This window comes from Mycolicibacterium sp. SMGY-1XX (assembly GCF_059132455.1).
On sequence record NZ_CP101139.1, the window covers coordinates 3795661 to 3807405 of the forward strand.

Annotated in this window: 12 protein-coding genes; 2 read left to right on the forward strand and 10 right to left on the reverse strand. The window is 67.8% G+C overall.

Annotated features, from left to right (window positions below):
- Positions 1–3 precede the first annotated feature (3 nt).
- From NL241_RS18340 to NL241_RS18355, 4 genes are read right to left on the reverse strand one after another with little or no spacing between them, the layout of a single operon-like run.
- Positions 4–1065, reverse strand: coding sequence for an ABC transporter ATP-binding protein (locus NL241_RS18340; RefSeq protein WP_494394645.1), 1062 nt, complete (start codon positions 1063–1065; stop codon positions 4–6).
- Entirely contained in the window at positions 1062–1865 is an 804-nt protein-coding gene (locus tag NL241_RS18345) for a carbohydrate ABC transporter permease (RefSeq protein ID WP_494394646.1), read from the reverse strand. Before NL241_RS18345 ends, NL241_RS18340 begins: the two co-directional genes overlap by 4 nt.
- The gene (locus NL241_RS18350) at positions 1862–2734 is read right to left on the reverse strand and encodes a carbohydrate ABC transporter permease (RefSeq protein ID WP_494394647.1); all 873 of its coding nucleotides are present in this window, start codon (positions 2732–2734) and stop codon (positions 1862–1864) included. Before NL241_RS18350 ends, NL241_RS18345 begins: the two co-directional genes overlap by 4 nt.
- Positions 2731–4098 (reverse strand): ABC transporter substrate-binding protein, encoded by a 1368-nt coding sequence (locus tag NL241_RS18355; RefSeq protein WP_487695532.1) that lies wholly within the window; start codon positions 4096–4098, stop codon positions 2731–2733. The genes NL241_RS18350 and NL241_RS18355 overlap by 4 nt, the downstream gene beginning before the upstream one ends.
- Before the next feature lie 261 nt (positions 4099–4359).
- On the opposite strand from NL241_RS18355, the gene NL241_RS18360 reads away from it, so the two are divergent.
- Positions 4360–5322: a ferritin-like domain-containing protein gene (locus NL241_RS18360; protein WP_487695530.1), complete on the forward strand. Its 963-nt coding sequence runs from the start codon at positions 4360–4362 to the stop codon at positions 5320–5322.
- A 58-nt stretch (positions 5323–5380) separates the two neighbouring features.
- On the opposite strand, the gene NL241_RS18365 is transcribed toward NL241_RS18360, so the two are convergent.
- The 4 genes from NL241_RS18365 to NL241_RS18380 form a co-directional block, all read right to left on the reverse strand.
- Entirely contained in the window at positions 5381–7456 is a 2076-nt protein-coding gene (locus NL241_RS18365) for an acyltransferase family protein (RefSeq protein WP_494394648.1), read from the reverse strand.
- Between the two features lie 79 nt (positions 7457–7535).
- Positions 7536–8165, reverse strand: coding sequence for an NlpC/P60 family peptidoglycan-binding protein RipD (gene ripD, locus NL241_RS18370; protein WP_487695527.1), 630 nt, complete (start codon positions 8163–8165; stop codon positions 7536–7538).
- Positions 8166–8341: 176 nt separating this feature from the next.
- Entirely contained in the window at positions 8342–8836 is a 495-nt protein-coding gene (tpx, locus tag NL241_RS18375; protein WP_487695525.1) for a thiol peroxidase, read from the reverse strand.
- A gap of 47 nt (positions 8837–8883) precedes the next feature.
- Positions 8884–9645, reverse strand: coding sequence for a hypothetical protein (locus tag NL241_RS18380; RefSeq protein ID WP_494394649.1), 762 nt, complete (start codon positions 9643–9645; stop codon positions 8884–8886).
- 73 nt (positions 9646–9718) lie between these two features.
- Between NL241_RS18380 and NL241_RS18385 the strand changes: the two genes are divergently transcribed.
- Positions 9719–10153 carry an MOSC domain-containing protein gene (locus NL241_RS18385; protein WP_494394650.1) on the forward strand — a complete coding sequence of 145 codons (435 nt, stop codon included), beginning with the start codon at positions 9719–9721 and terminating at the stop codon, positions 10151–10153.
- On the opposite strand, the gene NL241_RS18390 is transcribed toward NL241_RS18385, so the two are convergent.
- Together NL241_RS18390 and NL241_RS18395 are read right to left on the reverse strand one after the other, a co-directional pair.
- Complete coding sequence (locus NL241_RS18390; RefSeq protein WP_487695521.1) at positions 10150–11400, reverse strand: cytochrome P450; 1251 nt, start codon at positions 11398–11400, stop codon at positions 10150–10152. The genes NL241_RS18385 and NL241_RS18390 overlap by 4 nt on opposite strands.
- A 4-nt stretch (positions 11401–11404) precedes the next feature.
- A complete protein-coding gene (locus tag NL241_RS18395; RefSeq protein ID WP_494394651.1) occupies positions 11405–11647 on the reverse strand; it encodes a hypothetical protein in 243 nt (80 codons plus the stop codon).
- Positions 11648–11745 lie beyond the last annotated feature (98 nt).

Consider the following 11745-nt stretch of genomic DNA (forward strand, 5'->3'; position numbering starts at 1 on the left):
GGTTCAGGCCACCCGGTCTCCCGAGGCTGTGGTGAACACGTGCGCCCGGCCTGGCCGCACCCGCACGTCTACGGCCGTGCCTGGTGTCAACGCAGTGGGCCATGAGGCGATCGTCGCGGCTTCGATGACGGCGGTGAGACGACGGGCGCCCACCTTCACGATCACGACGTAACGCGGGCCGAGGAGCTCGACGAGTTCGACTGTGCCGTCGGCATTGTCGGCGCCGGCCGGTTCGACCAGCAGATCCTCGGGTCGCACACCGATGGTGACATCACCGGAGGCGGTGGTCGGCCACACCACACCCTCGGAGGTGAAGACCCCGTCCTGGGCGCTGCCGGCGAGCAGATTGGCGCTCGGCGAGCCGATGAAGCCGGCGACAAAGGTGTTCGCGGGCCGGCTGTACAACTCCTCCGGCGTACCGCGCTGCGCGATGCGACCGGAGTCCAGCACCACCAGTTGATCGGCGATGGTCATCGCCTCCTCCTGATCGTGGGTGACGTAAAGCGCGGTGATGCCCAGTTCCTGTTGCAGCCTGCGGATCTCGGAGCGCAGTTCCACCCGCAGCTTGGCATCGAGGTTGCTCAGCGGCTCGTCGAACAGGAACAGCGACGGCGTGCGCACCAGGGCCCGGGCGATCGCGACACGCTGTTGCTGACCGCCGGAGAGCTGACGCGGTTTGCGGTCCAGCAGGGCCGCGATGCCCACCCGCTCGGCGGCCTGCCGAACCCGTTGCGCTGTCTCATCCTTGGCGACTCCCGCGTTGCGCAGCGGAAACGCGATGTTGCCCGCCACGGTCAACTGCGGATAGAGCGCGTAGTTCTGGAACACCATCGCCACGTCACGGTCCCGCGGGGCTGCCGAGGTGACATCGCGGCCGTCGATACGCACCGCGCCCTGATCGGCCGACTCCAGGCCGGCGGCGATCCGCAACGTGGTCGACTTCCCGCACCCGGACGGGCCCACCAGGACGGTCAGCGACCCGTTGGCCAGATGCAGGTTGAGGTCATCGACAACGGTGTTCCCGCCGAATGCCTTGCTGATGCCCTCCAGTTCGACGGTGGTCATTTCGTCGCTCCCACTGACAGCCCGCCGACCAGGTACCGCTGCGCCGTCAACGCCAGGACGTAGACCGGGATGATCCCGAGCAGTCCGGCGGCGGCCTGCTGGCCGAATTGCACATTGCGATCGCCTTGGAACAGCGACAGACCGACCGTCAACGTCTGACTCTCCTTCGTCACCGCCAGATACACCGCGAACAGGAAATCGTTGTAGCTCAGGAAGAACACCACCAGCAGCGCCGCCACGATGCCGGGCCACAGCAGCGGCAGAATGGCTTTGCGGAACGCGCCGGCCACCGACAGACCGTCGATCACAGCCGCCTCATCGATCTCGATGGGTATCCGACGCACGAACCCGTCGAGCAACCAGGCCGCCACCGGCACATTGGCGATGCCGTTCACGACGATCAGCCCGCCGACGTTGTTGGTCAGCCCGACATCACGCAGCAGGAAGAACAGCGGAATGATCGCCACGATGGGGGGCGCGCAGTAGCTGGCCAGCAGCGCGGTCAGCAACCGCTCACCCCGGAACCGGCGTGCGGTGAAATACGCTGCCGGCGCGGCGATCACGACGGCCAGCAGTGCGGCGCCGACGGCCGCGATCCAGGAGTTCTGCAGCATCGTGCCCAACTCGATGGTGTCGAACACCGAACCGAAGTTCGCGAATGTCCACGACGTCGGGAACAGGCTGGAGTTCAGCACGTCCGACGGCGGCCGCACCGCCAGCGACACCAGATAGCCGATCGGTATCAACGCCACCACGGTGACGGCCACCAGCGCCGCCCACACCAGCACTCGCCGGTTCACCGATGCTCTCCTTGCACCACACGTGCCCGCGCCGCGGTCAACGCGGTGGCCACCGCACCGACCACCACCGCGAACACCAGGGTCTGAGCCGCGGCGGCGCCCATGTCGAAACTTCCGCGCAGCCCGGTCTGGTAGATCACGAAAGGAGTCAAGGTGGTCGCGAAACCCGGCCCGCCGGCGGTGATCACGACGATCAGGTCGAACACCTTGTAGCCGATGACCAGCTTCAGCACCGCCACCGCCCAGGCGGTCGGCGCGATCGCCGGCCAGGTCACCGTGGTGAACGTGCGCCACCACCCGGCGCCGTCGATGCGGGCCGACTCCAGCAGCTCGGGTTGCACCACTCCGAGCGCGGCGAACAGGATCAGCACCGCGAACGGGACCCACTGCCAGATGTGGATGGCGAGGAGCACGACGAACGCGCCCGCACCGGATCCCAGGGGGTTGAAGCCACCGAGCCCCACTGCGGAGAACACGTCGGCCAGGCCACCGCCCACCGGTGCCAACAACAACTTCCACGCGACACCGATGAGGACCGGCGCCGTCACCAACGGCAGCAACAGCAGTGCGCCGACGATCCCGAACCGGGTGCCGCGGGCCCGCAGCAGCAGCGCCACAATCAGACCCAACCCGGTGGTGGCCACGGTCGCCACGACGGCGAACACGGTCGATTTCCACAGCGACGGGGTGAAAGCCGGTGCGGCGAACGCGGTCTGGAAGTTGTCGGGGCCGCTGAACGCCCGCAGCGGATGCGCCAGCGAAGAATCGGTCAGTGCCAGCGCAATCAGGTAACCCGTCGGGTACACCAGGAACAACACCAGTCCTGCGATGGCGGGCAGTGCCAGCCAGAGCGGGACACGTCGCGTCATGTCGCGGCGCTCTCCCAGCTCTTCTGCGCGTTCTCCAGCGACTGGTCCACGGTCTGGGTCCCGGCGATGGCCAGCGCCAGCTGATCCACCAGGTCCTGCAACAGTTTCGGCGCCCCGGCCTGCTTGGGCCACACCAGCGGATCACCGTTCAGCCCCTCGCGGATCGGCTCCACGGCCGCGGTCACCACCTTGGCGTAACCCTCGGAGTTCAGCACCTCACCGCGCACCGGGTCGATGCCCGCCCCGGCCGTCGACGACACCGCCAAATTCTGCGGGGTGGCGGTGGCCCAGTTGAGGAAGGCCGCGGCGGCGTCCTGGTTCTTCGACGACGTGGAGATGCCGAGCCCGAACCCGGCGTCCAAGGCGGTACGCGGCGTGGTGTTGCTGCCGCCGACCGGCAAGGACACCGCGCCCCAGCGGCCGGCGATCTTCGAGGCGGTGGGATCCTCGGCCCGCAATGCCATATCGGTCCAGGTGTCCAGCAACGCCCCCTGGCCGGAGAGGAACGCCTGGTTCGCCTGGTCGAAGCCCACCTGCAACGGTGTGGGCAAGGCGACCGGGGCCACGTCGACCAGGTGTTGCAGCGCCGCGATGGAGGCATCCGAGGTCAGCTGCGGCTTCCCGTCGGCGTCGAGCAGATTGCCTCCGTAGCCGGTCAGCCGGTTGATGTAGGAGCAGCCCAGGATCATCGGAACCTGTTGTCCCGACACGATGGCGCCATAGGCGGCGCCGCGGGCGTCGGTGGTGATCTTGGCTGCCACCTCGTCGTATTCATCCCAGGTGGTCGGCGGTTCGACTTTGTACCGGTCGAACAGTTCGGCGTTGTAGAACAGGATGTGGACGTCCCCGTCGTAGGGCAGTCCGTAACGCTTGTCGTCCAGCAGTGTGTACGGGTCGTAGATCGACGGCAGGTAACCGTCGACTCCGATGCCGTCTTTGTTGCTGTCGATCCACTCGGTCAGATCCACCAGGGCGCCGGCGTCCACCAGGTCACCCAGACCGAAGTAGAAATAGTCGAATACATCGAATTCGCCTGTGCCGCTTTGCACGTCGAGAATCTGTTTGCTGGTCAGCTGATCGTAGGGGGCGGCAGTGACCTCGAGAGTGCCGCCGGTCTCCTTGTTCCACGCCGGTGCCAGCACGTCCCGGAACGAGGTGACGTGCGGCTGGTTGACCAGCAGCTTGAGCGTCACACCGTCGAATTTGCCTGACAGCGGGGCATTTCCGGCCAGCGCGCCGCCTTCGCCGGAGGATCCGCACGCCACCAGAGAGGGTGCTATCAGTGCAGCGCCGCCGGCGAGGCCGAACAACTGCAGGGCACGCCGCCGGGAGAGGGGATGGCGTGAAGAAACGGGAGATGTCACGTTTGGCGACGGTACAAACGCGACTTCGAACCGGCGAGACAAAAACTCAGCACGATCCTGACCAGGCAGGAAATGTCCCGTACCCGCTATGGGCCCGGATATGCGTCAGTCGGACAAGACTCACAGTCTCCTGAAACGTGTTATCGCTTGGCCCGACCCGGGTAGCCACACAACACGCCCTGGTGACACTCACCGATATCACCGTGGTGCTTTCCCAAGAAACCCATGAACAATCAATGTTGAAGGGGTGTATTCCCAGAGATGACCACCACAGACAAGACCACACTGCTCGCTCAGCTCCGCACCGTGCTGGATCTGACCCACACCGAGATCCAGGTCGCCGAGACCCGCGTCGCGCAGGCCCGCACCGATGCCGTGCGGACGGAGCTGCAACAGAACGCCGAGAACGGCCGGATCCGGGCCGAGGCCATCGAGAAGGCCATCCGGGACCTGGGCGGCTTCCCTGACGTCGTCGGGCCCTTCCTGGGCCGCGCGGCCGCAGCCGTCAAGGCGCTGACCGAGCAGGCCGAGCCGTTCGACGAGGCGCTGCTCGGCGATCTCGCTCTCGAGGATCAGCTGCTGGACCGCTCGCGCTACATCAAGGCACTCGCGGTGGCCGCGAAGGAGCCTGAGGTCGCAGCACTGGCCGACCGTCTCATCACCGCCCACACCGCCACCGTCGAGTGGTTGACGACCGTGCTCGTCGAGGACGCTCTCGGCGGTCCGGCCGCCCTGCGGCGCACCCCCGTCCAGGCAGCCGCCGGTGTCGCGGTCAAGCTGGCGAATCTGCCGGTCACCTGGTCCTACCGCGGTGTCGACCGTGCGCTGGAAGCGCTGCGCTCCACCCGCCCGGCCATCGAGAACCTGCTCAGCCGTGGCGCCCACGCCGGTGAGGTCGCTGGCAAGGCCGCCGTCGCCGCCCGTGACGCCGCTCTGCTCAGCGCCGAGAAGACCACCCGCGGTGAAGGCGCAGGCGACGCCGCCGACGCCCTGCACCGGGTGCGTGCCAACGCCGGTGTGGTCGACCCGAGCGAGCTGCCGATCGCCGATTACGACGAGCTCAATCAGACCGACGCCATCGCGGCGGTCAAGGAACTCACCGATCCGTCCGATATCCGCGTGATCGTCGCCTACGAGGAGTCGCACAAGGAACGCTCTCGTGTGGTCTCGGCCGCGCAGACGCGTATCGCCGCGATCGCTCAGGAAGTGGTCGGCATCCGCTGATCCACCTTCTCAGGTGACACCCCCGCCCCCTCTGGTGGCGGGGGTGTTTCACGTCTGCTCACCACCAGCCCGTCGCCGCCGAGAGCTGCCGGGCCAGCTCGTCGGTCATCGATCGGACATAGGTCGCCGAGAGGTGATGCTCGTCGTGGTAGACCAGCACGTTGCCCTCCACGGCCCGGCACACCTCGGCACTGCACACCGCGTCGCTGAGATCCAACAGCGTCAGCAGCGGATAGCGGTCGTCGTAATCCAGGGCGGGGTTGCGGTCGTTGAGTGCCTCGCTGCGAGGCAGACCGCAACTGTCGGGATCGCCGCCGCTGGCCAGGCAGTCCGGCGGCGAGAACAGCGCACCGTCGCGGAACATCCAGGGCGTGTCCCGCAGACCGAGGATCGCGATCTGGTGTTCGGCGAACCGATCCCAGATACCCAGGTAATTGTCGGGAACGAAGTCCCCCGGGGCATCGGTGTACGGCCGCGTGGTCGTGGTGAAGACAAAATCGGGGCGGTCGGCGATCATGCTGTCCATCGCCTCGTCGATCCACGTGCGGCACTCCGGGTAGGGCTCCAGTGACCCGGCGATGATCGGCACCTCGGCAGTGGTCAGCGGACAACCCATCTTCAGATACGTCTTCACCCGGAAGGAATGCCGAAGGCCCAGCTCGTCGAGTGCGGTGATCCAGTGCTCCGAATGTGATCCGCCGGCCAGCGCGATGGTCCGGCGGGCGGTGCGATCACCGTAATCACAGGTCACCAGTTCGGTGCTGAGGAAATCAGCGATACACCCGTCGGTGCTGGTGACCGGCTGGTCCTCGCGGGCTTCCAGTACCGACGGACGCATCGGCAGCTTCGCGACGCGGGCGGCATCGACCAGGGCCCGCGCGCCGGGATAGTCACGGATCGGCAGAGTGGTCAGCTCGCTGCCGCCGGCTCGCACCACCTCGACATGGTGGCGCCAGCCCATCGAGGTGGCAACCAGCGCCACGGTGGCCACGGCCACCACCGAGGCCACCAGGACCGTCCATCGATTCCGGCTCGCCGTCGGCTGCGCGTGCACCGGTGCCGGCCGCGAGCTGGTCTCGCGCAGCGGTTGCTCGACGGCCCGCAACGTCAGCCAGGCCGCGGCCAGCGACACCGCTATGACCGCTGCCCCGTCCAGCAGTCCCGCGGACTCCCGGTCGGTGTGGGCCAGCCAGAAGATCAACAGAGGCCAGTGCCACAGATACAGCGCATAGGCCAGCGAACCGAGGGTGACCACCGCCGGAAGGCTCAGCCATCGCATCGGCCAGGGCTGCCGGGTGTCCCCGGCCACGCCGCCGCCGGCGAAGATGATCAGCAGCGTCGCGCCCACCGGCACCAGGGCCCAGCGTGCGGGGTATTCACGCACCCCGTCGATCAGCACCCCGCAGGACAGGATGGCGAGCACACCCACTGCCGCGGCACTGACCCGCAGCCAGGAGGGCCAGCGGATACCGCTGACCACCGCGGCGGCCAGCACCCCGGCCAGCGGCTCCCACGCCCGCGCGAACGTGTCGTAGTACGCGCTGGCCTGATCGGCGACATGGGCGAAGTTGGCGTAGACGAACGAGGCCAGTGCAGCGAGGCCCACGACGGTGATGACGAGGCGCCGCCACGGCACCACAGCCACGAACAGCAGCATCGCCAGGAAGAACTGCCCCTGCACCGACATCGACCACAGATGCTGCAGCGGACTGACCGACTCCCCGGCCCTCAGATAGTCGCTGGCCGTGTCGGCGAGCTGCCAGTTCTGGAAGTACCCGAGGCTGGCCAGCGTCTGTTCGGCGAATGTCTCCCAGCGGGTTTGCGGCTGGATCAGCACCGTGAGCGCGGCGCACCCGGCCAGCACGACAGCCAGCGCGGGCAGCAGGCGTCGCGCCAGCCGGCGGATCTCCTTCGGCAGCGACAGTCGCCCACCTTCGCCGGCGAGCCGCAACAACCGTCCGCCGAAGAAGAAGCCCGACAGTACGAGGAAGACGTCGACCCCGCCGGACACGCGGCCGAACCAGACGTGGAAGACCACCACCAAGGCGATCGCGACACCGCGCAGACCGTCGAGATCATGGCGGATCCGCCGGGTGTCGGCCGGCGCTGCTGGGTTCTGGGTCAGTGGCTGCAAACGTGTGAATCCTGCACCGTGTCGCAGGCCCTTTCGCGAGCCAGAGCATAGCGGCTCCGGGCCCAGAACCCGATTCAGCTCACCCGATGACGCGACCCAGGTACGGCGTCATGTCCGTGGTGCGCACCGGTGACACCGCCACGCCCTTGTCGCCGACCTCGACCATCTGACCGTTGCCGATGAACAAGGCCACGCTCTGGGTGCCGTCGGGCCCGTAGAACAACAGGTCGCCCGGCAACGCCTGGGCCGGAGCAACCTTGCGCACGGCCTGGTACTGCTCGCCGGAGGACCGCGGCATCTTGACTCCGACACCGCCGAATGCGTAGACGATCAGGCCCGAGGCGTCGAAGCCCACGACGTTTGCGGCGGGGTCAGGCAGCACCGCCGGCGCCGGTGTGGCGACCGGGGCGAGGGTAAGGCCGCCGAGGGCGGGAGGCACCGACACCACGGGCGCCGCGGCGTCGGTGACGACGGCAGCCGGGCGCGGTTCGCCGCGGGTGGGTCCGTCGGCGTTACCGCCGCCGTAGGTGAAGGGAACACCACGCGCTGACAGCGCACGGGAGATCACCACGTTGATGGCCTGCAGCTGCGCGTCGGTCCGTCCGAACGGATCGGCCGCGGCGATGCCCGCCCCCAGACCGAACCCGAGACCAACCGACGTCACCAACACCGCCAGGCTGCACACGACAGCGAAGACCCGCCTGCCCATTTCACCCTTTTCTTCCTGACCCGAGTCCGCCCCATGCTGGTGGCGCACTACCCTGCCACTACTTGTACAGCGAAACCCGCCTCCAGCTCCAATTCGCGCATGGCACAACATCAATGAGATGCCGTACCGTGACCGAACGGTTACTGCCGGAGACGGGTTTCGAAAGGGACCGGGGATCAGGAGAGAGCGGCCAGCGCGGCCTCGTAATCGGGTTCCTGACCGATCTCGGGCACCAGTTCGGTGTAGGCCACCGTGCCGTCCGCGCCGATCACCACGACGGCGCGACCCAACAGCCCCGCCATGGGACCGTCGGTGATGGTGATGCCGTAGTCCTCACCGAAGCTGTCGCGGAACGCCGAGGCGGTGGTGACGTTCTCGATGTCCTCTGCGCCGCAGAATCGCTTCTGCGCGAACGGCAGATCCTTCGACACGCAGAGCACAGACACGCCACTGGCGGCGGCACGCTCGTTGAACGTCCGCACACTGGCCGCGCACACGGGGGTGTCCACCGACGGAAAGATGTTCAGCAGCACGGGCTTGCCCTGGAACTGGTCACTGGAGACCGCTCCGAGATCGGTTCCGGTCAGGCTGAAGGAAGGTGCCGCCGCGCCGACCGCGGGCAGTTCACCGACCGTGTTGATGGGGTTTCCTCGCAGAGTTATCTGTGCCATGCGCCTAGTCTGCCAAGGCGACGGTGCAGTGTCTCAGGCAGGTGGCGCTACCTGCGTCGCTGCCGCACTTTGTAGGTGGCCGGCCAGGACTGGCGTGAGTCGTCGCCCACCAGCGGCAGCCCCGACCCGCCCACCTTGACGTCGTAGGCCTCCTCCCCCGCGCCCACCTCTTTGTTCACGTGTTCGCCGGCCAGGTAGTACAGCTCGTCGATGGCGGCTTCGCTGTAGGCCACGAACGTGGTCTTGCGCCGTACGTCACTGGCCGCTTCGGCCAGGCGTTCCGGCTGGATGCGGGTCGCGAAGACCGCCGCCACCAGCACCACCATCGGGATCACCCAGTAACAGGTGTAGGCCAGTGCACCTTCGGCGCCGCTGATCGGCGGGATGGCCGCCGACACTGTCATGACCGCGAAGGCACCCACCCAGATCCAGGTCAGCGTCGCAGTGGTGCGCAGGAAGGACGCCGCCTCCACGACGTGCGCCGGCTGGCCCGCCGCCGCGAACTCCCGGACGAACGGCTCTCCCAACGCGACGCCCGCCAGGGTGGTCGCCAGGATCCCGACGAAGCTGACAGCCAGCGACCACTGCTGCCACACGGGCTCGCTGAGCGCCACCGCCAGGATGGTCACCACCAAGAATGTTGCGACAGCACCGATTTCGAGTGAACGCCCGGGCGCGTTCTGGTACCGGCCGACAGCGGTGGCGGCCACGGCCGCCACCAGGGCGATGAGGGCGGCGACGGCAGGCGGCACGTTGCCGACGAGAACCCAGTAGACGATCCAGGGGGCGAAACCGAACACGATGGCCACGAGGGTCAGTGTAGGGGGTTTCCAACGGCGTTACTGTAGGACCGACGGCAAGCCGTCCCCCTACCCTGGGATCGTGCAGGTGCTCTCGATACACATCGCCAAGGGCAGGCAGCTGCCCACCCGCTCGGTCGAGGCCGTCGCCGCCGAGGCGGGCAAAGGCCTGGTCGGCGATCGATACCACGGAACCCGGCATCGTCATGTCACCATCCAGTCGCAGGAGCTGCTCGACGCCGCCGCGCAGGACCTGGGGCACCCGTTCGATGCGGGCGCGACGCGCCGCAACATCACCGTCGATGCCGGTGAGATCCCCACCAAGCCGGGAACCCGACTGCGAATCGGCGACGTGGAGCTGGAGGTGGTCCGGCTGTCGGCGCCCTGCCGCCTCCTCGACGACGGAATCGGTCCCGGCGCCGCGGCCGCATTGCGACGCCGGGGTGGCTCCGTGTGCCGTCTCATGACGTCCGGGACCATCCGGGTCGGCGACGCGGTGCTGATCGAGTCGCTCTAGATGAGCACCGGCAACTCGGCCAGACCGCGCAGAGTCACGTTGGGTTTGTAACGCGGATCGCCCCCGAGCCGCGCGTTCGGGAACCGGGCCGTCACCGCCGTCAACGCCGCCGATGCTTCCAGCCGCACCAGCGGCGCACCCAGACAGAAATGTGTGCCCCGCCCGAATGCCAGGTGGCGGGGGGTGTTTCGGTCGGGGTCGAACCGTTCCGGGTCGTCGTTGGCGGCCGGATCACGATGCGCCGCCGCCAGCAGCAGGATCATGGTGTCGCCCTGGGGCACCTGCGTCTTCCCGATCACGATGTCCTCAGCGGCAATACGGCCCAACAGCTGTGCCGGCGCCTCGTATCGCAGCGTCTCTTCGATCACCCTGGGCGCCCGGCGAGCATCGGCGCCCAGTGCCGCCCACTGCTGCGGATGCTGCAGCATCGCCAGGACCGCGTGGGCGATCAGACTGACCGTGGATTCGTGCCCGGCGATCAACAGTAGGTTGCAGGTCGAGATGATCTCGTCCTCGGTGAGCTGGTCACCGGTTTGTTCCACGGCGATGAGCGCCGAGATCAGGTCGTCACCCGGATCGCCCCGCCTGGCGGCGATGAGGTCCCGGAAGTAACGACGCAACCACTTCCCCGCCTCGATGCGTTCGTCGAATCCCTCTGGTACGGCACCGGTGGCGGCCAGGAACGGATCCACCGTCTGCCCCAACAACGTAGAGGCCCGGCCGAACTGCGGCTCGTCTTCCACGGGGACCCCCAGCAGCTTGCAGATCACCCCCACGGCCAGCGGATACGCCAGATCGGCGATGGCGTCGAAGTGGCCGCGTTCTTCGGCGGCGTCGAGCAGGCGCCCGACGAGTGCCGTGATGTCGGGGGCCAGTTCATTGATCACCTTGGGCACGAACGCCTTGCTGACCAGCGTGCGCAGCCGCGTGTGGTCCGGTGGATCGAGGAACAGGAACGCCGGCGCCCGCCGCCGATCCACCAGACCGGCCAACCCGAACGGCCGGGGCGACTCGCCGGCGGCGATCTGCCGTTGCGCCAGCGTCGACTTGAGCCGGTCGCTGGCCGAAGCCGGATGACGAAGGGCGGCATCACAGTCCGCGAACGACGAGAAGACCGAGAGATTCACCTCGGGCAGCCGAATCGGCCCGCACTCACGCAGCGCGCGATAGTGCGGATACGGATCGGTCCGGTTCTCCGGGGAGAGCGCCGCCCCCAGCAGCGCATGCGATGAGGTCGCGGTCACCATGCCTTCATTCTGCCGACACCGTGTGGCGCAACCGGAGGAACACCGCTTCCAGAACCACGGCACGACCTACGTGCCGGGCCGTTGCCCGCGAGGCGGCGTCGAGCCGGTCGATGGTTCCCACCAGCAAGGCTTGCCGATCGCCGACCCGGTGCTGCGCCCGGTGCGCCCGCGCCGAGGCGGCATATCCGTAACCGCCGCGCGTAGTGGAGATCACGTTTTCGGTGATCTCGTAGCCGTCGATCCACAACACCTGGCCCGGTGCGATCGGGGTCGGCCGCCCGCATGACGGCGCGTGCGGCGTGCACCGTGGTGATATCGCGGCCGTAGAATCGGATGCCGCCGGGC

What these genes read in the sequence shown, in the direction of transcription:
- NL241_RS18340 (WP_494394645.1), bottom strand. Translation starts at nt 1,065, where the DNA reads ATGACCACCGTCGAACTGGAGGGCATCAGCAAGGCATTCGGCGGGAAC.
- NL241_RS18350 (WP_494394647.1), bottom strand. Translation starts at nt 2,734, where the DNA reads ATGACGCGACGTGTCCCGCTCTGGCTGGCACTGCCCGCCATCGCAGGA.
- NL241_RS18360 (WP_487695530.1), top strand. Translation starts at nt 4,360, where the DNA reads ATGACCACCACAGACAAGACCACACTGCTCGCTCAGCTCCGCACCGTG.
- ripD (WP_487695527.1), bottom strand. Translation starts at nt 8,165, where the DNA reads ATGGGCAGGCGGGTCTTCGCTGTCGTGTGCAGCCTGGCGGTGTTGGTG.
- tpx (WP_487695525.1), bottom strand. Translation starts at nt 8,836, where the DNA reads ATGGCACAGATAACTCTGCGAGGAAACCCCATCAACACGGTCGGTGAA.
- NL241_RS18390 (WP_487695521.1), bottom strand. Translation starts at nt 11,400, where the DNA reads ATGGTGACCGCGACCTCATCGCATGCGCTGCTGGGGGCGGCGCTCTCC.